The organism is Pseudomonas sp. CFBP13508 (genome assembly GCF_005233515.1).
Classification (GTDB): domain Bacteria; phylum Pseudomonadota; class Gammaproteobacteria; order Pseudomonadales; family Pseudomonadaceae; genus Aquipseudomonas; species Aquipseudomonas mercuritolerans.
In genome coordinates this window covers 280,787-300,985 of the sequence record NZ_QFZZ01000001.1, presented here as the reverse complement: position 1 = coordinate 300,985, position 20,199 = coordinate 280,787, and the positions used below count along the sequence as shown (strand labels likewise).

23 protein-coding genes are annotated in these 20,199 nt (G+C 59.6%); 16 read left to right on the top strand and 7 right to left on the bottom strand.

The genetic code is table 11. The features are described from left to right. Positions 1-156 precede the first annotated feature (156 nt). The 3 genes from PspCFBP13508_RS01435 (at position 157) to PspCFBP13508_RS01425 (ending at position 2,992) form a co-directional block, all read left to right on the top strand. Positions 157-375, top strand: a complete 219-nt coding sequence (locus PspCFBP13508_RS01435) for a DUF2970 domain-containing protein (protein ID WP_130911569.1) — start codon at positions 157-159, stop codon at positions 373-375. Positions 376-855: 480 nt separating this feature from the next. Further along, complete coding sequence (locus tag PspCFBP13508_RS01430; RefSeq protein ID WP_137213430.1) at positions 856-2,514, top strand: nitrite/sulfite reductase; 1,659 nt, start codon at positions 856-858, stop codon at positions 2,512-2,514. Continuing rightward, positions 2,498-2,992, top strand: a complete 495-nt coding sequence (locus PspCFBP13508_RS01425; RefSeq protein ID WP_130911571.1) for a DUF934 domain-containing protein — start codon at positions 2,498-2,500, stop codon at positions 2,990-2,992. The genes PspCFBP13508_RS01430 and PspCFBP13508_RS01425 overlap by 17 nt, the downstream gene beginning before the upstream one ends. Before the next feature lie 65 nt (positions 2,993-3,057). On the opposite strand, the gene sohB is transcribed toward PspCFBP13508_RS01425, so the two are convergent. Then, a complete protein-coding gene (sohB, locus tag PspCFBP13508_RS01420; RefSeq protein WP_016774479.1) occupies positions 3,058-4,089 on the bottom strand; it encodes a protease SohB in 1,032 nt (343 codons plus the stop codon). A gap of 204 nt (positions 4,090-4,293) precedes the next feature. Here sohB and PspCFBP13508_RS01415 point away from each other — a divergent pair, with 204 nt between their 5' ends. Then, the gene (locus tag PspCFBP13508_RS01415; protein WP_016774478.1) at positions 4,294-5,004 is read left to right on the top strand and encodes a histidine phosphatase family protein; all 711 of its coding nucleotides are present in this window, start codon (positions 4,294-4,296) and stop codon (positions 5,002-5,004) included. A gap of 63 nt (positions 5,005-5,067) precedes the next feature. After that, the gene (locus tag PspCFBP13508_RS01410; protein ID WP_016774477.1) at positions 5,068-5,385 is read left to right on the top strand and encodes an SCP2 sterol-binding domain-containing protein; all 318 of its coding nucleotides are present in this window, start codon (positions 5,068-5,070) and stop codon (positions 5,383-5,385) included. A gap of 78 nt (positions 5,386-5,463) precedes the next feature. Here PspCFBP13508_RS01410 and PspCFBP13508_RS01405 read toward each other — a convergent pair whose 3' ends face one another. The 3 genes from PspCFBP13508_RS01405 to PspCFBP13508_RS27795 all read right to left on the bottom strand — a co-directional run bounded on the left by PspCFBP13508_RS01405 (position 5,464) and on the right by PspCFBP13508_RS27795 (position 7,587). Then, positions 5,464-6,069 (bottom strand): hypothetical protein, encoded by a 606-nt coding sequence (locus tag PspCFBP13508_RS01405; RefSeq protein WP_137213429.1) that lies wholly within the window; start codon positions 6,067-6,069, stop codon positions 5,464-5,466. A gap of 154 nt (positions 6,070-6,223) precedes the next feature. Beyond that, the gene (locus PspCFBP13508_RS01400; protein WP_016774476.1) at positions 6,224-6,718 is read right to left on the bottom strand and encodes an RES domain-containing protein; all 495 of its coding nucleotides are present in this window, start codon (positions 6,716-6,718) and stop codon (positions 6,224-6,226) included. Further along, the gene (locus tag PspCFBP13508_RS27795) at positions 6,715-7,587 is read right to left on the bottom strand and encodes an MbcA/ParS/Xre antitoxin family protein (RefSeq protein WP_343287054.1); all 873 of its coding nucleotides are present in this window, start codon (positions 7,585-7,587) and stop codon (positions 6,715-6,717) included. Before PspCFBP13508_RS27795 ends, PspCFBP13508_RS01400 begins: the two co-directional genes overlap by 4 nt. Before the next feature lie 12 nt (positions 7,588-7,599). Between PspCFBP13508_RS27795 and PspCFBP13508_RS01390 the strand changes: the two genes are divergently transcribed. From PspCFBP13508_RS01390 to PspCFBP13508_RS01375, 4 genes are all read left to right on the top strand, one after another. Beyond that, positions 7,600-9,327, top strand: a complete 1,728-nt coding sequence (locus tag PspCFBP13508_RS01390; RefSeq protein WP_137213428.1) for a hydrogenase maturation protein — start codon at positions 7,600-7,602, stop codon at positions 9,325-9,327. Positions 9,328-9,566: 239 nt separating this feature from the next. After that, positions 9,567-10,430, top strand: a complete 864-nt coding sequence (locus tag PspCFBP13508_RS01385) for a LysR family transcriptional regulator (protein ID WP_024012724.1) — start codon at positions 9,567-9,569, stop codon at positions 10,428-10,430. Between the two features lie 112 nt (positions 10,431-10,542). Beyond that, positions 10,543-11,688: an SRPBCC family protein gene (locus PspCFBP13508_RS01380; protein ID WP_137213427.1), complete on the top strand. Its 1,146-nt coding sequence runs from the start codon at positions 10,543-10,545 to the stop codon at positions 11,686-11,688. Next, positions 11,685-12,761: an SMP-30/gluconolactonase/LRE family protein gene (locus PspCFBP13508_RS01375; RefSeq protein WP_137213426.1), complete on the top strand. Its 1,077-nt coding sequence runs from the start codon at positions 11,685-11,687 to the stop codon at positions 12,759-12,761. The genes PspCFBP13508_RS01380 and PspCFBP13508_RS01375 overlap by 4 nt, the downstream gene beginning before the upstream one ends. Before the next feature lie 109 nt (positions 12,762-12,870). Here the strand turns inward: PspCFBP13508_RS01375 and PspCFBP13508_RS27375 are convergent, their stop codons facing one another. Next, positions 12,871-13,035 carry a hypothetical protein gene (locus tag PspCFBP13508_RS27375; protein ID WP_165368399.1) on the bottom strand — a complete coding sequence of 55 codons (165 nt, stop codon included), beginning with the start codon at positions 13,033-13,035 and terminating at the stop codon, positions 12,871-12,873. 99 nt (positions 13,036-13,134) lie between these two features. Next, entirely contained in the window at positions 13,135-13,389 is a 255-nt protein-coding gene (locus tag PspCFBP13508_RS01370; RefSeq protein ID WP_130909934.1) for a DUF465 domain-containing protein, read from the bottom strand. 204 nt (positions 13,390-13,593) lie between these two features. On the opposite strand from PspCFBP13508_RS01370, the gene PspCFBP13508_RS01365 reads away from it, so the two are divergent. Next, positions 13,594-14,115, top strand: a complete 522-nt coding sequence (locus PspCFBP13508_RS01365; RefSeq protein ID WP_016774469.1) for a DUF4142 domain-containing protein — start codon at positions 13,594-13,596, stop codon at positions 14,113-14,115. 56 nt (positions 14,116-14,171) lie between these two features. Here the strand turns inward: PspCFBP13508_RS01365 and PspCFBP13508_RS01360 are convergent, their stop codons facing one another. After that, on the bottom strand, positions 14,172-14,435 hold the full coding sequence (locus PspCFBP13508_RS01360; protein WP_137213790.1) for a hypothetical protein: 264 nt from the start codon (positions 14,433-14,435) through the stop codon (positions 14,172-14,174). Positions 14,436-14,695: 260 nt separating this feature from the next. Here PspCFBP13508_RS01360 and PspCFBP13508_RS01355 point away from each other — a divergent pair, with 260 nt between their 5' ends. Genes PspCFBP13508_RS01355 through PspCFBP13508_RS01330 form a run of 6 tightly spaced genes read left to right on the top strand, consistent with a single transcriptional unit; the run spans position 14,696 to position 20,124 of the window. Beyond that, positions 14,696-15,547 carry an STAS domain-containing protein gene (locus PspCFBP13508_RS01355; protein WP_137213425.1) on the top strand — a complete coding sequence of 284 codons (852 nt, stop codon included), beginning with the start codon at positions 14,696-14,698 and terminating at the stop codon, positions 15,545-15,547. Positions 15,548-15,549: 2 nt separating this feature from the next. Further along, positions 15,550-15,912, top strand: coding sequence for an STAS domain-containing protein (locus PspCFBP13508_RS01350; RefSeq protein ID WP_016774466.1), 363 nt, complete (start codon positions 15,550-15,552; stop codon positions 15,910-15,912). Further along, positions 15,909-16,313, top strand: coding sequence for an anti-sigma regulatory factor (locus tag PspCFBP13508_RS01345; protein WP_016774465.1), 405 nt, complete (start codon positions 15,909-15,911; stop codon positions 16,311-16,313). The genes PspCFBP13508_RS01350 and PspCFBP13508_RS01345 overlap by 4 nt, the downstream gene beginning before the upstream one ends. Continuing rightward, positions 16,310-17,323, top strand: coding sequence for an ATP-binding protein (locus PspCFBP13508_RS01340; protein ID WP_137213424.1), 1,014 nt, complete (start codon positions 16,310-16,312; stop codon positions 17,321-17,323). The genes PspCFBP13508_RS01345 and PspCFBP13508_RS01340 overlap by 4 nt, the downstream gene beginning before the upstream one ends. Continuing rightward, entirely contained in the window at positions 17,316-18,191 is an 876-nt protein-coding gene (locus tag PspCFBP13508_RS01335; protein WP_122507075.1) for an ATP-binding protein, read from the top strand. Before PspCFBP13508_RS01340 ends, PspCFBP13508_RS01335 begins: the two co-directional genes overlap by 8 nt. Then, on the top strand, positions 18,181-20,124 hold the full coding sequence (locus PspCFBP13508_RS01330) for a response regulator (protein WP_137213423.1): 1,944 nt from the start codon (positions 18,181-18,183) through the stop codon (positions 20,122-20,124). The genes PspCFBP13508_RS01335 and PspCFBP13508_RS01330 overlap by 11 nt, the downstream gene beginning before the upstream one ends. Positions 20,125-20,199 lie beyond the last annotated feature (75 nt).

Genomic DNA, 20,199 nt, shown 5'->3' with positions numbered 1-20,199 from the left:
AATGGAGCGACAGCACATCACCTGTGCCCGACCGGGCAGCGGTACATAGTTATAGCGGCTGGCAATTGTTGTAACGGCGTATCTGGCGCAGCGTGTTCAGGCATCTGCGCACTGTTTGACTATGCTTGTGGGGCACGACATCGAGCAGAGGGATTTATGGACGATCCAGTCGACAACAAACCGCCGAGCTTCTGGCAAATGCTGCACAGCGTCATGGCTGCAGCGTTCGGCGTGCAAAGCGGCAAGAACCGGGAACGGGACTTCACCCACGGTAAACCCAGCCACTTCGTGATTCTGGGCGTTTTGTTCACGGCAGTGTTTGGCCTGACGTTGTTTGCCATCGTCAAACTGGTGCTGCATTTCGCGGGCGTCTGAAGGCTTCCGTCAGATAACCGGGCATGGTATGGCGAGCCAGTAATCCGGGCCGGAAAGCGGGCCCGGAATGTCGTCTACTGATGGCTTACCCAGAAGACCGCTGTCCCTACAACGAGAATGATCAGGAACAAAATTGCCCACGCATCGACGCTGCTGTCGCTTTTTCTGGCTTTGGTCGGGTTGCTCATTGCATCGCCTCTTGTCGGTTTTATCGGTGATTGCACAAAGACTCGATCACAGTTAAGACGATGATTGTCCGCACGACAAATGTGGAATAGATGACAGGCGTTCGCGTTAGGCGATTTGGTTCTTTACATATACTCAAACATCACTTTTGCGCATAACTGCAAACGGGTATATTGCCCCGGCTCCGTGACGGAGTGCGCGGCCGTGCGCGCAGAATTGCAGAGGCAACATCGGACTCCAGCAAGCGAAAACGCAGCGTTTTCCGAGTAGCCCAAGCCTGAGAACAGGACTTATATGTACGTATACGACGAGTACGATCAGCGGATCATCGAGGACCGCGTCAAGCAGTTCCGTGATCAGACCCGACGCTATCTGGCAGGTGAGCTGAGCGAAGAAGAATTCCGCCCCCTGCGCCTGCAAAATGGCCTGTACATCCAGCGCTTCGCGCCGATGCTGCGCGTGGCGGTACCTTACGGCCAGCTGACTTCGCGTCAGGTGCGCATGATGGCGAAAATCGCCCGCGACTACGACAAGGGCTACGCCCACATCAGTACGCGGCAGAACGTGCAGTTCAACTGGCCGGCGGTGGAAGACATCCCGGACATTCTCGCTGAACTTGCGACCGTGCAGATGCATGCGATCCAGACCAGCGGCAACTGCCTGCGCAACGTCACCACCGACCAGTTCGCCGGTGTCGCTGCCGACGAAGTCATCGACCCGCGTCCATGGTGCGAAATTGTCCGTCAGTGGACCACATTCCACCCGGAATTCGCTTACCTGCCGCGCAAATTCAAGATCGCCGTCAACGGCTCGACCAGTGACCGTGCGGCCATTGAAGTTCACGATATCGGCCTGGAACCTGTCTACAACGCCGCTGGCGAGCTGGGCTTCCGCGTGCTGGTCGGCGGTGGCCTCGGTCGTACGCCGGTGGTGGGCGCATTCATCAATGAATTCCTGCCTTGGCAAGACCTGCTGAGCTACCTCGACGCCATCCTGCGTGTGTACAACCGCTACGGCCGTCGCGACAACAAATACAAGGCGCGGATCAAGATCCTCGTCAAGGCGCTCACGCCTGAAGTGTTCGCGCAGAAAGTCGATGCGGAAATGGAGCACCTGCGCGGTGGCCAGACCACGCTGACCGAAGCCGAACTGCATCGCGTCGCCAAGCACTTCGTCGATCCGGACTACAAGACCCTCGAGAATCAGACCGCGCAACTGGCCGATCTGGACAAAGAGCACCCGGGGTTCGCTCGCTGGCGCAGCCGCAACACCCTGGCGCACAAAAAGCCGGGCTATGTGGCTGTGACGCTGTCGTTGAAGCCGACCGGTGTTGCCCCGGGCGACATTACCGACAAACAGCTCGACGCCGTCGCCGATCTGGCCGACCGCTACAGCTTCGGTCAACTGCGCACCTCCCACGAGCAGAACATCATTCTTGCCGATGTCGAGCAGAGCCAATTGTTCACCCTGTGGGGCGAGTTGCGTGAAGGCGGTTTCGCCACGCCGAACATCGGCCTGCTGACCGACATCATCTGCTGCCCGGGCGGTGACTTCTGCTCACTGGCCAACGCCAAGTCGATCCCGATTGCCGAATCGATCCAGCGTCGCTTCGACGATCTGGATTACCTGTTCGACATCGGCGAGCTGGACCTGAACATCTCCGGTTGCATGAACGCCTGCGGTCATCACCACGTTGGCCACATCGGCATTCTCGGCGTGGACAAGAAAGGCGAAGAGTTCTATCAGGTTTCCCTCGGTGGCAGCGCCAGCCGTGACGCGAGCCTGGGCAAGATCCTCGGCCCGTCCTTCGCACAGGAAGCCATGCCTGACGTGATCTCGAAGCTGATCGACGTGTACGTTGAACAACGCACCGAAGACGAGCGCTTCATCGACACTTATCAGCGTATTGGCATCGACCTCTTCAAGGAACGCGTCTATGCAGCGAATCATTAAGAACAACGAAGTCGTCGACGAGACCTGGCACCTGTTGCCCAAGGATTTCAATATCGACGAGATCAGCAACTGCGACGACTTGATCGTGCCGCTGAACCTGTGGCGCGAACACAGCCGCATGCTCTTGGCCCGCGATGGTGGCCTGGGTGTGTGGCTGGATGCTGATGAAGAGGCCGAGGAAATCGGTGAGGACGTCGCCAGGTTCCAGGTGATCGCCCTGAACTTCCCGGCGTTTACCGACGGCCGTAACTACTCCAATGCCCGTCTGCTGCGTGACCGTTATGGTTTCAAAGGCGAACTGCGGGCCATTGGCGACGTGCTGCGCGACCAGCTGTTTTACATGCACCGCTGTGGTTTTGATGCCTTTGCCATTCGCGCGGATAAAGACCCGTACGAAGCACTGGAAGGTCTCAAGGACTTCTCGGTGACTTATCAGGCTGCCGCTGACGAACCACTGCCGCTGTTCCGTCGCCGCTAAGCGTCGGACGTTGTTGCAGATATAAAAACGCCGGTCATGTGACCGGCGTTTTTTATGCCTGCGGTTTACCAGAAGCGTTGCTGAGTGAGGCGACTCCACCAGCTCAACAGCACGCGGTCTACCGAACCGCTGGCGGCCATGCCGATGCGTTCCTGCAGGCTTTTGCGCTCGGCGTAGTGCAGATGATAGACCTCGGCCTGTTTGGCCTTCTGTGCCAGGTATTCATCGCTGGTCTTCAGTTCGTCCACCAGTTGGTTTTCCAGCGCAGCGATACCGAGCCACACCTCACCGGTAGCCACCTCATCGATCGCCAGTTGCGGGCGATAACGGGCGACGAAGTTTTTGAACAAGCGATGGGTGATGTCGAGATCTTCCTGGAATTTTTCGCGACCCTTTTCGGTGTTTTCGCCAAACACGGTCAGAGTGCGCTTGTACTCACCGGCGGTCAGCACTTCAAAGTCGATGTCATGCTTCTTCAAAAGGCGATTGACGTTGGGCAATTGCGCGACCACGCCGATCGAACCGAGGATGGCGAACGGTGCACTGATGATTTTGTCGCCGATGCACGCCATCATGTATCCACCGCTGGCTGCGACCTTGTCGATACAAACGGTCAGTGGCACGCCCGCATCACGGATTCGCGCCAGCTGCGACGACGCCAGACCGTAGCTGTGCACCATGCCGCCGCCACTTTCCAGACGCAGGACCACTTCGTCTTTCGGCGTGGCGAGCGTCAGCAGTGCGGTGATCTCGTGGCGCAGGCTCTCGGTGGCGGAAGCCTTGATATCGCCATCGAAGTCGAGCACGAACACCCGGGATTTGGTCTCAGGCTTGTTCTTCTGTTTCTTCGCGCTTTTTTCCGTTTTCGCTTCGCCCTTGCGCAGAGCCTTGAGCTGATCCTTGTCGAGCAGGGTCTGCTCCAGGCGTTCACGCAGGCCTTTGTAGAAATCGTTGAGCTTGCTGACTTGCAACTGACCCGCCGATTTGCGCCGGCCCTTGCTGCGCAATGCGGCAAAACTGGCAAGCACCACCAGAATGGCGATCACCAAAGTAACGGTCTTGGCCAGGAAGCTGGCGTATTCGGTGAAAAAATCCACAGAGACTCCTCAAAGCAATGCGTGACGGTGTATTACACGCGGAATGACTCCAGCATACCCATGCGCTGGCTCATCGGCCAGCCGTGAAACCTCTGGCAACACGCCTGTAACGGGCATTTCAAACAAGCGTATGTTTTTTCATTGACAGCCTTACGCCATCCTCATAACCTCGCCTGACCTTCAACGTACCGGGACGACGCGGACGTGGGCAGCATCTACTTGATACGACATGGCCAGGCCTCCTTTGGTGCAGACGATTACGACGTGCTGTCGCCGACCGGTGTGCGTCAGGCAGAAATTCTCGGCCAGCACCTCGCCGACCTCGGTATCAGCTTCGATCGTTGCCTTGCCGGTGACCTGCGTCGTCAACAGCACACCGCCACCAGTGCACTGGAGCAATTCAGCGCCAGAGGCCTGCCGGTTCCGGTCCTCGAAACCGATTCCGCCTTCAACGAATTCGATGCCGATGCGGTGATCCGCGCTCTACTCCCGGCCATGTTGCCGGAAGAGCCGGAAGCCCTCGACATCCTGCGCAACGCCGCGCAGAACCGCGGTGAATTCCAGCGCATCTTCGCCCTGATCGTCGAGCGCTGGCTTGCTGGCACCTACGACACACCCGGACTGGAAAGCTGGCTGGGTTTCGTCGAACGGGTTCAGGCCGGGCTGCACCGCATCCTCGACCTGGCGGAAAAGAACCAGAAAATCGCCGTGTTTACCTCCGGCGGCACCATCACTGCCCTGCTCCACCTGATTACGCAAATGCCTGCCAGACAGGCCTTTGAATTGAACTGGCAAATCGTCAACACCTCGCTCAACCAATTGAAGTTTCGTGGTCGCGAGGTGGCCCTGGCTTCCTTCAACAGTCACGCACACCTGCAACTGCTGAAGGCCCCGGAACTCATCACTTTTCGCTGAGTCCGGCTTACTGTGACCCTGGCTGTAACCACCCAGCTCCCATGACCAAGAAAGGATCGAACCATGACCTCCGTAGCTGATGCCGTAAAAGCAATGCAAGCCAAGTTCAACCCAGCCGCCGCTGCCGGTCTGGACCTGGTCTTCGGTTTCAACATCACTGACGAAGACAAGCAATACGCACTGATCGTCAAAGACGGCACCTGCGACATCCAGGAAGGCGAAAACCCGGACGCCAACTGCACGCTGGTGCTGGACAGCCAGACCCTGAAAGACATCGTCAGCGGTGAAACCGACGGCATGCAGGCCTTCATGGGCGGCAAGCTGCGCGTTGAAGGCGACATGATGCTGTCGATGAAACTGTCCGAGCTGTTCCCTTCGTAAGAAGCTTCTTGGTAAAACACAAATCCCGCTTATTGGCGGGATTTGTCGTTTCAACCATTGAAGAAATGGCAACGTGAGTTAACGCTTGGCTGAAGCCGTCCCATCAAGCTCTTTTTTTACCTGAAGGTATGCCGCCTCTTCATCACTTTTTTCGATCAGATTCGAAGCCATCGAGCGGGGCAAGAGTTTCTTTTCTGTCACGTCCCAATCGATCGTAACGACCACGGTCTTGTTTGCAAACGTGATGAAAAGCCAATAGGAATCCACCGGCCTGTCAGGCTCGGCAAATGAACTATAGGCATACCGTATCTGGCGGTGCAGGTCCGGCGTATTCAGAATGAGGTCTTCGGTGTCCAACTTCGGAAACTGTCGCCCTACAGCGAATAACGCTTCTGTCAAGAGAACATCATTCTCAATATGTCGCAAACTTTCAGGCCTATTGCGCAGCATGGTCACTGGGCTCTCTTCAGGCGGAGTACCCATGAGACGCGGGCGATACATACCTGAACTGAACCACCGGCTGGCGTCGAAACGGTTTTCTTCCGGACTCCACGGACCGTAATACATAATCACCCGGGGGTGACTCTCTGGTTCTTTTGCATGAACAAGATTGCCGGTGAAGCAAGCGGAAACCAGCAGAGCACACGAAAACCAGTGGTTACCCAATAGGTTCGCAGCCTTCATTTCAATTTTGCCATGGTGAACTTCCTTGTCTGCGATAAAGCGGGGAATTTACCGGGCCAACACAGTGCCTGGAAGTAGCTTTTCGCTAGGTGTCCCGCGCCCGAGCCGCCGCGACGAATCCTTGCAGCGACTCTGAAGATCTCTACCGATACGATCAACCCTCCTGCAACAACCGCGTATCCAGCCCAAACCGCTCTTGCGAAACCATCCTGAACTGACCTTCCGCCAGATCGCAACTCACCAGCAAATTCCACGAGTGTCGGGTGGCCACCGAAGGCACCAGAACAAATGGATGTTCAGCCAACAGTGCATCGGCAAACTTTCGCTGGTTGGGCGAGGTTTTGATCGGGGTGAGCCAATGGGGATTGGGCACATCTTCCGGTTGCACGATTCTGACGCTGGCGTCGTGGGTGATTTCAAAACAGGTCAACACATAGGGCTCCTGATCAAGCGCATCGAAGCTGCCATGGGCGGCCACCTCCAGTATCGCCGTGGAGGGGTCGACCGACGCATAAACGACTCTGCGGCCGGGCGTATTCCAGCGGCCGCCGTCCCGTTTCGATCCGAGGCCGCTGTCCCAGGTCTCGCTGTACACCTCGCGATCCAGCCGCCAGGCGTACCAGCGATCATCCCAGGGCAAGGGGTTCATTGATAAACCCCGTATTTGATCTGGTTCAGATACTCCTCCACCATCCTGAAGCCCAGCGCATGTCCAACCAGATCGAGCGGCACATATCCGTAGAAGTAAGTGGCGCGGTGTTCCAGCCATGATTCGGCCTTGGCCTGACGCCCGAACACTTCGATGGCCAGTTCCAGCGCAGCGGCATATTGGTAGGCGATGACGCTCTGCGGCGTGTCCAGGCGCACCGACGCGCCTTCCTTGAGCAGACGTCGCACGGTTCTTACGGATCTGCCGGTGATGCGTTTGACCATCTCGCCCTGTTGGTACAGCTCGGAGGTTGCGATCATGTTCACCACATCAAGCAGCTCAAATCCTTCGCTTGTGCAGCGCAGGATGAGCATTGGATCGTCGCCGGTGTCCTGCCCACGCAACAGCAACTCCAGAGGTTTGCCCTCGAGCTTCTTCAAGCCCGTGAGCCGGGGCACTTTGGCGCTCGGCATGGCAACGTCCTCCGAGGGACACCTGGCGCGATCGTCGCGCCAATAATGGCGAGGCGAGTAAGCAGGCGTATGGCTTTCAATCAGTGGGATTCGCATATTCCATCCTTTGTCCAGGTCCAGAGCGATCTGTGCGCTCGATGACTTCAATGTCAGGACTGATGCTATAGACCCGGCGTCCGACGACCAACCTGAAAAAGTCGTCAGAAATATCCACATATCTGATCGAAACGCTTCTGTTTCCGTAGGACTTAAACGGAAATTCCAGCGACTGACCGACGCCTTGCCTGACACAACCTTGACCTCGGTCAGCTGTGTACGTGCAAGCACTGCGTACTCTTGCTGCTCCATCGACAGCCAAGGAAGGCTCACCGGGAGCCTGCGGCCGATCTCACTCAAGGAAGAATCCCCATGCAATCGCTCAAGATCATCCTGCTGGCGTCAGCGTTCAACGGCTTGACGCAAAGGGCCTGGCTGGAACTGCGTCAGGCCGGACACTCGCCCAGCGTGGTGCTGTTTACCGACGCATCTGCGGTATGTGAACAGATCGAGCACAGCGGCGCCGATCTGGTGATCTGCCCGTTCCTCAAGGATCGCGTGCCACAGGCGCTGTGGAGCGATTCCCGGCGTCCGGTGGTAATCATTCATCCCGGCATCGTTGGCGACCGGGGCGCGAGTGCGCTGGACTGGGCGATCACTAACGAACTCTCGGTCTGGGGTGTCACCGCGCTGCAAGCGGTCGAGGAAATGGACGCCGGCCCAGTGTGGGCGACGTGCGAATTCAATCTGCCGGCGGGCTTGCGCAAATCCGAGCTGTACAACGGCCGGGTCAGCGACGCGGCGATGGTGTGCATCCGCGAGGTGGTGGAAAAATTCGTCGAAGGGTTTCAGCCGGTCGAGCTCGATTACACCCACCCCAGCGTGCGTGGCCGTCTGCAACCGAACATGAGACAGGCTGATCGCAGTTTCAGCTGGCACGATTGCGCGCGCTTCATCAAGCGCTGCATAGACGCCGCCGACGGCCAACCCGGCGTACTGGCGAGTCTGGCTGGCGGGCAGTATTACCTGTATGACGCGCACCTTGATTCGCGCAGCGGGATGCCCGGCCAGATTCTTGCGGTACATGGCGACGCCGTGCTGGTGGCTGCCGGCGACCAGAGCCTGTGGATCGGCGCGCTGCGGCGCAAGCCTCAACCCGCTGAGGAAACCTTCAAGCGACCGGCGCGGCATGTGCTGGCCGGACTACTCAACCATGTGCCGGTGCTGGACTGGTCGATCGCCACACAGCCATTCAGCGAGGAAGCGTATCAGCCGATTCGTTACCGTGAGTCCGGGCACGTCGGGGAACTGACGTTCGAGTTCTACAACGGCGCGATGAGCACCGAGCAATGCCAGCGTCTGGCCGCGGCGCTGCGCTGGGCCAAGGCTCGGGACACGCGAGTGCTGCTGATCAGGGGCGGTCGCGGTAGCTTTTCCAACGGCGTGCACCTGAACGTGATTCAAGCCGCGCAGGATCCCGGCGCCGAAGCCTGGGCGAATATTCAGGCAATCGACGACGTCTGCGCAGAAATGCTCAGCGCGCGGCAACTGGTGGTCAGCGGCGTGACGGGCAACGCCGGTGCGGGCGGTGTGATGCTGGCGCTGGCGGCGGACATCGTGTTCGCCCGCGCCGATATCGTGCTCAATCCGCACTACAAGAGCATGGGTCTGTATGGCTCTGAGTACTGGACCTACAGCCTGCCCCGCGCCGTCGGCCCGGCACTGGCCGAGCAGTTGACTCAGGCCTGTTTGCCGGTCAGTGCGATTGAAGCGTGGCAACTGGGGATGGTTCAGGAGATCGGCCCACGCTGCCCGGACGAGTTTTCCCTGTGGCTGCTGCAACGAGCGAACAGCGCGCTGAGCGATCCGACTTATGCGCCGGTACGTGAGCGCAAATCGCGGATTGATCAGGCGTTGATCCATCGATGCCGAGAAGCTGAGCTGGAACAAATGCAGCAAGACTTGCTGCATGACCGCAATCGCTTTGCTGACAGGTGTGAGCACTTCGTTTACAAGCGCAGGGTGTGTGGCACGCCGGCGCGCTTGGTAGAGGAGTGGGCGCGGGTGGGGTTGGTGGAGCGGACCGAGTTGGCAAGTTAGATTTCTGGTGACTGTTTGCCCCTCACCCTAGCCCTCTTCCCAGGGAGAGGAAACTGAGCCGGGGATGTTCGGCACCTTCAGCGACCTGAATTCAAGCAGTGAATCCATGACCGACACGATTCCTGGAGGATGCATTACAAGGGGACAACCCAATCAGTTCCCTCTCCCTCCGGGAGAGGTCTAGGGAGAGGGACTTTTGACTTACAATGCGCCCCACCTCCAGAAATCGGCCCTGCCCCATGGACATCGACCTCGCCCGCACCTTCCTCGAAATCGTCCGTCACGGCAGTCTCGCCGCCGCCGCGCAGAAGCTGTTCGTCACACAAACCGCGATCACCGCGCGGGTGCAGAAACTCGAGAGCCAGTTGGGCAGTACGCTGTTTGTGCGCAATCGCGCCGGGGCGAAGTTGACGGCCAATGGCGAAGCGTTCGTGATCTACGCCAATCAACTGGTGCAGACCTGGGAAGCCGCGCGCCGCGACTTGCCGCTGCCCGAGGGTTATCACAACGTTCTGCACATCGGTGGCGAGGTCAGCCTGTGCAACCCGTTGATGCTCAGTTGGGCGGCGGAACTGCGGGAGAAAATCCCCGGCCACGCACTGCGCATGGAAATCCGCGATGGCGAGAATCTGTTGCGTCAGCTCGAACTCGGTGTGCTCGATGCGGCGCTGGTTTATCAACCGGAGTACTGGCCGGGCTTGCAGGTCGAGCAAGTGCTGGAGGAAAAACTGATTCTGGTGCGCGCCCCCGAGCGTCCGGAGCCTTACGTCTACATCGATTGGGGCCCGGATTTCCGCCGTCAGCACGACGCCGCCCTGCCGGAAAAAGCCAAAGCCGCGCTGAGCTTCAACCTTGGCCCGCTGGCCCTGCAATACATCCTCGAACATGGCGGCAGCGGCTATTTCCGTACTCGCGTTGTGCGCACTTACCTGGAGACCGGCGCCCTGGAAGCCGTCACCAAAGCGCCGGAATTCGGCTATCCGACCTATCTGGTGTATTCCCGTGATCGCGACTCGGCAGTGCTGCAGCAGGCCTTCGATCTGTTGCGCGAAGTGATCCGCACCGATGACGACTGGTCACAGCGCTGGAATCCGTTGAGCTGACGGACAGCTTCAGTCCAGAGCATGGCGCTTAAGGCCGCAAGGTTCGCCCTGCACAAGTCAGCGGATCGGCTAATCTGCCGGGTATAACAACAATACCCGCAGGTGAAACGCATTGAGGCAGACCACCGAGGCATTCCGCAGCCGCTATCGGGCGGCCATTCATCCTTTGTACAACCCGTGGCTGCATGGCGCGTTTGTCTTGCTGTTCGGCATTCTCGCAATCGCTGCGTTCTGGCGCCCGGTGCATTCGGTGAGCTGGCTGGAATGGCTGACCGTGCCGCTGAGCCTGTTGTTGTTCAACTTCGGCGTGTACATGGTCCATCGTCATTTGGGCCATCACAAAAAAGCCTTCGCAAAGATGTTCTACGCGCGGCATGCCGGCGACCATCACAGCTTTTTCACCCCCGGGCACATGACCTACGACAGCGCGCGGGACTGGCGGGTGATTCTGTTTCCAGCCTGGCTGATCGTCATTCATACCCTGGTGATCACCCTGCCCCTTTGGTGGCTGCTCGCGCAGGTCAACGCCAATGTCGCCGGGCTTTTCGCAGGGTGCATGGTGCTCGGTTATCTGCTCTACGAAGCCTTTCACGCCTGTGAACATCTGCCGCCGCGAAATCCCTTGACCCGGTTGCCGTGGATTCGCCAGATGCGCCGTCTGCATGAACTGCATCACCGCCGCGAGCGCATGCAGGAGCGTAACTTCAACATCGTTCTGCCCTTGATGGACTACCTGTTCGGCACGCTGTACCTCGAGCCGGAACCCGCCCCTTTGAGTAATTCGCAAATGCCCATGACGCGCATGCAGCACCAGATCGATATCGCCGGCGAGCCGGTCGCTGTGCTGGCCTATGCCGCCAGCGTCAGTCACTGGCCGGACTGGCATCCGTCTTCATTGAAAATTGACGGTCCGCAAGGCCCGCTGCATGCCGGTGCGCGTTTCGAAGAGGACATCCATGCCGGCGGACGTGCCGGTCACTTGCGCTGGGAAGTCAGTGAATACCTGCCGGGCCGGCGCTGGTGCGCACGCGCGCAAAGTGATCAGGGCCTGTCCCTGCGTTTGACTTACGAGTGCTCGGCGGAGGCTGGCGGCACGCGTTTCGTGCGCACGCTGGAATATCGCTTTGACGGTTTGCTCATGCGTCTGGCTAATCGCCTGTTGCTCAAGCGTCGCATCGAGCGCGAGTCTGCCGCGTCCATGCTTGCCCTGCGCGACACGACCGCGCAGTACATCGGCGCGGCGAGGGCCAGCGCGTGAAATTACGTTATGTGCTGTGCCTGCTGATCACTCTCGTCATCGCCTTCTTGTTGTTGCTGCCAACCAAAGTCGAACCAGTGGCCTGGACACCGCCACCGGCGCCCTCGTTGAAAGACGGCATCTACGCGGACAACCAGCGCCTCAAAGCTGTGGCGAAGGTCGGGCCGAGCGACATCGAAGGGCCTGAGGCGCTGCTGCTGGAAGACGAATTCCTCATCACCGGATTGCATGACGGTCGATTGATCCGCAGCAGCCTCGACGGCACGCAGCGCAAGGTCCTGGCCGACACCGGTGGCCGTCCACTGGGCCTGGCCCGTCATCCGAACGGCATGCTGGTGATTGCCGATGCGGTCAAAGGCTTGCTGTCGCTGGATGCACAGGGCCGCGTGATCCCCTTGACCACCGAGGCCAACGGCGTGCCATTTGGTTTCACCGATGATGTGGCGGTCGACAAGTCAGGCCACTACGCCTACTTCAGCGATGCCTCGAGCCGCTGGGGCTATGGCCATGACGGTGAGGCGATCATCGAGCACGGCGCCGACGGCCGTTTGCTGCGTTACGACTTTCAGAGCGGCAAGACCAGCGTCTTGCTCGACAAGTTGCAGTTCGCGAACGGCGTCACCCTTGGCCCCGACGAAGCCTATGTGCTGGTCAATGAAACCGGTGCTTATCGCATCAGCCGCTACTGGCTGAGCGGGCCGAAGGCCGGTACCCATGATGTGTTCATCGACAACTTGCCGGGGCTTCCGGACAACCTCTCGTTCAATGGCAGCAATCGCTTTTGGGTAGCGTTGTACGCGCCGCGCAACGCGTTACTCGATGGCACCGCGCAGCACCCGTTCGTACGCAAGATGATCGTGCGGGCGTTGACGGTTTTGCCCAAGCCTGTCGAAAAGCGTGGGTTTGTGCTGGGACTGGATCTGGACGGCAAGGTGATTGCCAATTTGCAGGACGCGAGCGAAGGCAATTATTCGCCGATTACCACGGTGCGCGAGTATGGGCAGTGGTTGTATTTCGGATCGTTGAAGGCGAGGCATATGGGGCGGATGGGGTTGGACGCGGCGCTGAAGTGAGCCTGCGCGATTTGCGGGGGAATGGACTTGCGCCTTCGCGAGCAGGCTCGCTCCCACAGGGGAAACGAATTCCAAATGTGGGAGCGAGCCTGCTCGCGAAGGCAGTCTGTCAGTTGCTGGACCGGTCGAACTTCTCCGGATCTTCATCCTCCGGCAATTCCTTTACGGTTTTTTCCGGATGCGCTGTGGTATGCGCCGGGCTGTTCGGTTCAGGGCGGGTCGGTATCGGGTCGAAGCCGCCCTGCTCTTCACTGGGGAATTTCGGATCGTTCATAAGGCACCTCGCAACGAGTCGATGGTTTGCAGACTCTGCACATTGGAGGTGCCGTTGGCCGTTGCCGTTCCCTTCACAGGGTGACCACGGGTCGGACAATTACTGTCCCGTCAGCGGCTGCCCGGCCAGTTGGGCGACGATCTGTTCCTTGACGATCACACGCTTCTCTTTGAGCTTTTTCAGCTCGTCGTCAGTGGGGGCATCGGACTGGGCGTTCTCGGCCTCGACGACCGCTTTATCGACATCGAAATACTTGTTGAGCAGCGAATCCAGCTTCGCATCCTCGGAGCGTTTTTGCTCGATCTCCTCCTTTTTGCAGCCCAGGTCCTGATACAGATCATGTGAAACCGGCATGAAACACCTCCATCAAATTGATCGACAACCAGCGCGACCGATGCGCTGACTCGTTATCAGCATGGCCTTGCGCAATGGCTTCTGTCGACACCCTGTCAGACCAGCGGTTGCCGTTCGTCGCCCTGTCGTAAATGCGATAAAACCTTTGGCGTTTGCGTTCGCTCCATTGGATAACGCTCACAAAAACCTGCGTGGAGATACCCAATGGACGGATTCAACCTGCGTCATCTCGCTCTGGCTGTTGCACTGTCTGCCGGCATGGGCAGCGCCTTTGCCGCGACCGACAATGACTTTGTCGATAACGCCGCCGCCGGCGGCATCGCTGAAATCGAAACCAGCCGCCTGGCTCTGGAAAAAAGCCAGTCAGCTGACATCAAAGCCTTTGCCAACCAGATGATCACCGATCACAGCAAAGCCAACGATGAACTGGCAGCAATTGCCAAGGCCAACGACATCGAAGTCCCGGACACCACCACCCTGGTCAAACAGGCCAAGGAAAAGATTCTCGACATGCGCGATGAATCGTTCGATGCGGCCTACGCCAACAACCAGGTCAAGGCTCACGAAGAAACCATCGAGCTGTTCAAGAAACAGGCGAACACCGTGACCGATGACAAGGCCAAAGGCGCTACTGAACTGAAAGCGTTCGCGCAGAAGATGCTGCCAGCGCTGGAAAAACACCTGGCCCACGCCAAAGAGCTGCAAGCCAAACATCCGAGCAAGTAACCGCCCGGCAATAAAAAGGCCGCATCCTTCGATGCGGCCTTTTTGCGTTTAAGCGATCAACCGCCATCGGTGTCGATATCGGCGTCGGTGCTCTCGCCGGGTTCAGGACGGTCCGGGTCAGGCTTGAAGCCGGGGCTGAAGTCGTTGCTGTTGTCATTGTGATGCTGCTTCTGATCGACCTCGGCACCCGCGCTGTCCGCTTGTCCTTGTTCAGCCGGCGCGGGGGTATTTTGCCCTGGTGTCTGCGGGTCGATGGCCGGGTCGTTGCGGTTAATTGACTCTGAGGACTGATTTTGCTGTTGCGGCGCTTGCTCGTTCATATCCACCTCATTCATAGTCCTGCCTCCTTCTTCCAGCACGACTGGAAAACGTCGGGCATGCAGATTCGAAGCCTGACGCCGCAGATTCGTTCAAAACATCGTTGCCTGCTGCCACGCCGACTAGAGTTAGCGGGGCGTTCGACGCGGCAGGCAGAAAAATTCGCCGCTGGGTGAACAACTATTTCAAGCGGCAAATGTCAGTCAATTCGCGCCGGTCATTTCGCTGAGCCGGCCCCTATACGTAACGGAGCGACACGCACATGGCAGCACTGCAGAACAGCACAGTTGAAGCAATCAGGAACAACCAGGCTCATCTGCTGAGCGAATGGACCAAACGCCTCGAAGCCAGCGGCGCCACGCGCAATCTCAAAGAACACGACCTCGCTCAGCAAACCCGCGACTTGCTCTCCCTGCTGCTGGCCGGTCTGGAAAACGGCAACGGCAGCAAGATTGCCGCCGCAGGTTGGGAAGATACCCGTCAGTTCCTTGAAAAACTGTCGCAGAGCCGCGCCCTGCTCGGCCAGGATTCCCAGCAAACCGCCAACTTCATCTTCGCGTTGAAAGGTCCGCTGTTCGCCCTGCTGCAAAACCATTATCAGGACCAGCCGGCACTGCTCGCCGAGCAACTGCTGGAAGTTTCCGAACTGCTCGATACGGTCGGCATGCACACCATCGGCACCTTCCAGAAATCCCGCGAAGCGGTGATCAAGCGTCAGCAGGAAGAATTGCTGGAACTGTCGACGCCGGTGGTCAAGCTGTGGGATGGCGTCCTCGCCCTGCCAATGATCGGCACCCTCGATTCGCAACGCACCCAGGTAGTCATGGAATCGCTGCTGCAACGCATCGTCGACACCGGTTCCGAGATCGCCATCATCGACATCACCGGCGTGCCGACCGTCGACACCCTGGTCGCCCAGCACCTGCTGAAGACCGTGACCGCGATTCGCCTGATGGGCGCCGATTGCATCATCAGTGGCGTGCGTCCGCAGATCGCCCAGACCATCGTTCACCTGGGTCTGGATCTGCAAGGCGTAGTCACCAAGGCCAATCTGGCCGACGCATTGAAACTGGCCTTGACCCGCTTGGGTGTCAGCCTCGTCAAGACGGCTTGACCATGGAACGTATTCCGATTCTTCAAATGGGCGATTTGCTGCTGGTGACCATTCAGGTCGACATGCACGACCAGCTCGCCATGACCCTGCAGGACGATCTGTCCGAGCGCATCAGCCGGACCTCGGCCCGTGGTGTGCTGATCGACATTTCCGCACTGGACATGGTCGACTCGTTCATCGGGCGCATGATCGGCACCATCTCGGGGTTGTCGAAAATCATGGACGCCGAAACCGTGCTGGTCGGCATGCAACCGGCGGTGGCGATCACGCTCGTTGAGCTGGGCATGACCTTGCCGGGCGTCAGCACCGCCCTCAACGTCGAACGCGGAATGAAACTGCTGCAGGATCGAGTACGCCTGCAATGACCGTACGCAGCAGTGGTACTCAACCCATCCTGATCGAACAGGACGTGGTACTGGCGCGCCAGACCACGCGCAAGCTCGCCACCGAATGCGGCATGCGCCTGATCGACCTGACCAAACTGGTCACCGCCGTCAGCGAGCTGGCGCGTAACACCATGGTCTATGGCGGCGGCGGCGACATGGACTGGCAGATCCTCGAGGAAAACGGCCGGGTCGGTTTGCGCATCACGTTCCGCGACGAAGGCCCGGGCATCCCCGACATCAAACTGGCGATGACCGACGGCTGGACTTCCGGCAGCGGACTAGGCCTCGGCCTGACCGGCGCCAAGCGCCTGGTCAATGAATTCGAACTCGACACTGAGCCCGGCAAAGGCACGCGCATTACGATCACACGATGGACATGAATATCACCGGGTCGTTGACCCAGGTTCTGCCGATCGAGGACAGCAGCCAGATCGGCCACGCCCGGCGCACCGCGCAGAAACTCGCCGAGCAGCATGGCTTCGACGAAAACGATGCCGGCCGCGTGGCACTGGTCGCGACGGAACTGGCGAGCAACGTGCTCAAGCATGCCCAGCGCGGAGAGTTTCACCTGCGTGTGCTGACTCGGCCGGATAATGGTTTCGGCATCGAAATGCAGACCGTGGATCGGGCGCAGGGCTTTGATCTGGATGCCTGTCTGGCCGATGGCTTTTCCACTGGCGGTACGCAGGGCATCGGCCTCGGCGCCGTATCTCGGCAAACCAATGTCTTCGATGTCTACGCCGACCACCGTGGCGCGGTGTTGCTGGCGCGGATCTTTGCGCGCAGCGATCGTCAGGCGGATATCCGCTTCGGGGTCAGCCAGCATTCGCTGCATGCCGATCCGGCCTGCGGTGATGTCTGGCATCTGGCGTATGAAGGTTCGCGGATCAGCGCGCTGGTGGTCGATGGCCTCGGCCATGGCGAGGACGCCGAACGTGCCGGCCTGGCCGGGGCTCAGGCATTCGCGCGGGCGCCGTTTGCCGATCCTGTGGTATTGATGGAAGACCTGCATCAGGAAATGCTCGGCACCCGCGGCGGCGCGGTCGCTTTCGCGCAGTTCGACAGCCAGCGCGATGGCCTGACGTTCGCCGGTGTCGGTAACATTGGCGCCAGTCTGCTCGAGGCTGGCAAATCCCGTGGCCTGGCCTCGCACCCCGGTATCGTTGGCGGCCAGTACCGTAAAGCCAAACCCTTTGACTATGCTCACGTGAACGGACATTTATTGATCATGTACAGCGACGGTTTACAGTCCCGTTGGAATCTCAAAGACTACCCCGGCCTGGTGCATCGCCATCCGTCCGTGATAGCCAGCGTCCTGCACCGCGACTTCTGTCGCGGTCGCGATGACGTGACGGTGCTGGTCGTTGATCTGGAGGCCGCCCATGGCTGAATCGACAACCCTGAGCCCTGCTGAACAGGCGGCGCTCATCGCTCAGTTGCAGCGCGAAACCACTGCCCTGCGCGAAGAGCTCGATGAAACCAACCAGGGCGTGCTGGCGCTGTACGCCGAGCTCGACACTCAGGCTGAAGAACTGCGTCAGGCATCGGATCTGAAAAGCCGCTTCCTGTCGTACATGAGCCACGAATTTCGTACGCCGTTGGGCTCGATCCTGAGCATCAACAGTCTGCTCGCTGACGAACTGGACGGCCCGCTCAGCCCTGAACAGCACAAGCAGGTAGCCTTCGTCAGCACCGCTGCCCGCGAGCTCAGCGACATGGTTGATGACCTGCTCGATCTGGCGAAGATCGAAGCCGGGCGCATCAGCATCTCGCCGGCCTGGTTCGACATGTTCGACCTGTTTTCGGCCCTGCGCGGGATGTTCCGGCCAATCGTCGATGCTTCGGCGGTGGATCTGATCTTCGAAGAGCCGCTGGGCCTGCCGCGCCTGTATACCGATGACAAGAAGCTCGGGCAGATCCTGCGCAACTTCATTTCCAACTCGCTGAAATTCACCACCCGTGGCGAAGTGCGCGTGTCGGCGCGACTGGAAGGTGAAGACAAGGTGCGCTTTGCCGTCAGCGACACCGGCATCGGCATCGCGGCCGAGCTGCATGACACGCTGTTCGAAGACTTCTCCCAAGTCGATTCGCCATTGCAGAAACGTCTGCGCGGCACCGGTCTGGGCCTGTCACTGTGCAAGCGTTTCGCCGCCCTGCTCGGCGGTGAAGTCGGGGTAGACAGTACGCCGGGCGTCGGCTCGACGTTCTTTGTCATCATCCCGCTGGCGATCGCTCTGGAGAACGTCGATGAATCGTGACATCCGCCTGTTGATCGTCGATGACAACGTCGCCACCCGTTACGCCCTGCGCCGACGCCTGGAGCGCCATGGCTACACGGTGCTCGAAGCCGGCACCGGCAGCGACGGCCTGGCCCTGATCGAGAGCGAAGCCCTCGATGCGTTGATCCTCGACGTCAACCTGCCGGACATGAGCGGTTTCGACATCGTCCGCCTGTTGCGCGCCGACCCGCGCACTGCGCTGCTGCCGGTGATTCATGTGTCAGCGGCGTCGATCCAGACCGGCGACATCATCACCGGCCTCAACGCGGGCGCCGATGCCTATCTGATTCACCCGGTTGACCCCGATGTGCTGCTGGCGACGCTGCGTACCCTGCTGCGGGTGCGCGATACGGAAAATGCCCTGCGTGAAAGCGAGGCGCGCTTCCGCGAGATTTTCGCCAACGTCTCGGCGCCGATCGCCGTGCTCGATGCCAGTCTCAAAGTGCATGAATGCAACCATGCCTTTGCCCAGTTGATCGTCGATAACCGCGACGCGCAGGCGCTGCGTGAATGTTTCGCCGATGATCAATCTTCGATCCTCGATGAACTGCGTCTGCGCCTGGTCGATGGCGAGCGCTGGAAAGGCACGCTGAACATGCGCGTGCAGGGCGAGATTCGCGAGACGCAATGGCAGATATCGCCGTATCGCACGCCAGAGCTGAGCCTGGTGTTCGTCGAGGATGTCACCGAACACCGCCACCGCGAGCGCTCGCACCTGGCGCGGCTGGATGACACCACCACGCAGCTGGCCAAGGAAGTCGCCGAACGCGTGCATGCCGAAGCGCAATTGCTGCAAGTGCAGAAAATGGATGCACTGGGCAAGCTCACCGGCGGTATCGCCCACGACTTCAACAACCTGCTGACCGGGATCATCACCAGTCTGGAACTGATCCAGAAACGCGTGGCCGATGAGCGTCTGGACAAGGTGCAGTTCTACACCGAAGCTGCACTGAACTCAGCGATGAGCGCGGCCTCGCTGACCCATCGTCTGCTGGCATTTGCCCGCCAGCAGCCGCTCGATACACGGCCGGTGGACATCAACGAGCATGTCCGCTCGCTGGAAGAATTGCTGGTGCGCACCATCGGCGAGCGCATCACCCTCAAGCTTGAACTGACCAACAAACCGGCAATTGCGCTGGTCGACCCGGTGCAGCTGGAAAGCGCCGTGCTCAACCTGGTGATCAACGCCCGCGATGCCCTGCCCTCCGGCGGCAATATCTGGGTCAATACTTACGCCGCTTATTCCCACGGCGATCCGAATCTGGCCGATGGCGCGTACGTGGCATTGTCGGTACGCGACGACGGCACCGGCATCGAACACAACGTGATCGACAAGGTTTTCGAACCGTTTTTCACCACCAAGCCGTTGGGTCAGGGCACTGGGCTTGGTCTGTCGACGATTTACGGTTTTGCCCGTCAGTCGGGCGGTGATGCGCACATTCGCAGCGTCGCCCGGCGTGGCACCGAAGTGACCATCATGCTGCCCGGCACCAACGACCCGACCGGGGCCGACGCGCCTGCGCCCGTGCCTGATGCCAAAGGCAGTGGCGAGCATGTGCTGATCGTCGAGGACATGGCCACGGTGCGCTTGTTCGTCACCGAAGTGCTGGAAGATGCCGGCTATCGCTGCACGCAAGCGGCGGATATCGAATCGGCGCTGGAGCGCTTGCAGAACGACCCGTCGATCGACCTGCTGCTGACCGACGTCGGCCTGCCGCGCATGAGCGGCCGTGAACTGGCGGATGTTGCCCGTGGCTGGCACGAAGGGCTGCCGATCCTGTTCATGACCGGCTACGCCGAAACCGCGCTCAACCGTCAGGTCTTCCTTGGCACCGGCATGGACATGCTGGTCAAACCGTTCCAGATCAGCGAACTGCTCGACAAGGTCCGCCGCACGCTGGATGGCGCCTGAACTGACACACATCCCCCGTATAGGAGCGAGCCTGCTCGCGAAAGCGTTCGTCCAGTCAGCTCATCTGCGACTGAC

Excerpts from the sequence above, each read along its gene's own strand:
- PspCFBP13508_RS01435 (WP_130911569.1), top strand. The coding sequence starts at position 157 with ATGGACGATCCAGTCGACAACAAACCGCCGAGCTTCTGGCAAATGCTG.
- PspCFBP13508_RS01430 (WP_137213430.1), top strand. The coding sequence starts at position 856 with ATGTACGTATACGACGAGTACGATCAGCGGATCATCGAGGACCGCGTC.
- PspCFBP13508_RS01425 (WP_130911571.1), top strand. The coding sequence starts at position 2,498 with ATGCAGCGAATCATTAAGAACAACGAAGTCGTCGACGAGACCTGGCAC.
- PspCFBP13508_RS01410 (WP_016774477.1), top strand. The coding sequence starts at position 5,068 with ATGACCTCCGTAGCTGATGCCGTAAAAGCAATGCAAGCCAAGTTCAAC.
- PspCFBP13508_RS01405 (WP_137213429.1), bottom strand. The coding sequence starts at position 6,069 with ATGAAGGCTGCGAACCTATTGGGTAACCACTGGTTTTCGTGTGCTCTG.
- PspCFBP13508_RS01400 (WP_016774476.1), bottom strand. The coding sequence starts at position 6,718 with ATGAACCCCTTGCCCTGGGATGATCGCTGGTACGCCTGGCGGCTGGAT.
- PspCFBP13508_RS01390 (WP_137213428.1), top strand. The coding sequence starts at position 7,600 with ATGCAATCGCTCAAGATCATCCTGCTGGCGTCAGCGTTCAACGGCTTG.
- PspCFBP13508_RS01385 (WP_024012724.1), top strand. The coding sequence starts at position 9,567 with ATGGACATCGACCTCGCCCGCACCTTCCTCGAAATCGTCCGTCACGGC.
- PspCFBP13508_RS27375 (WP_165368399.1), bottom strand. The coding sequence starts at position 13,035 with ATGAACGATCCGAAATTCCCCAGTGAAGAGCAGGGCGGCTTCGACCCG.
- PspCFBP13508_RS01370 (WP_130909934.1), bottom strand. The coding sequence starts at position 13,389 with ATGCCGGTTTCACATGATCTGTATCAGGACCTGGGCTGCAAAAAGGAG.
- PspCFBP13508_RS01365 (WP_016774469.1), top strand. The coding sequence starts at position 13,594 with ATGGACGGATTCAACCTGCGTCATCTCGCTCTGGCTGTTGCACTGTCT.
- PspCFBP13508_RS01360 (WP_137213790.1), bottom strand. The coding sequence starts at position 14,435 with ATGAACGAGCAAGCGCCGCAACAGCAAAATCAGTCCTCAGAGTCAATT.
- PspCFBP13508_RS01355 (WP_137213425.1), top strand. The coding sequence starts at position 14,696 with ATGGCAGCACTGCAGAACAGCACAGTTGAAGCAATCAGGAACAACCAG.
- PspCFBP13508_RS01350 (WP_016774466.1), top strand. The coding sequence starts at position 15,550 with ATGGAACGTATTCCGATTCTTCAAATGGGCGATTTGCTGCTGGTGACC.
- PspCFBP13508_RS01345 (WP_016774465.1), top strand. The coding sequence starts at position 15,909 with ATGACCGTACGCAGCAGTGGTACTCAACCCATCCTGATCGAACAGGAC.
- PspCFBP13508_RS01340 (WP_137213424.1), top strand. The coding sequence starts at position 16,310 with ATGAATATCACCGGGTCGTTGACCCAGGTTCTGCCGATCGAGGACAGC.
- PspCFBP13508_RS01335 (WP_122507075.1), top strand. The coding sequence starts at position 17,316 with ATGGCTGAATCGACAACCCTGAGCCCTGCTGAACAGGCGGCGCTCATC.
- PspCFBP13508_RS01330 (WP_137213423.1), top strand. The coding sequence starts at position 18,181 with ATGAATCGTGACATCCGCCTGTTGATCGTCGATGACAACGTCGCCACC.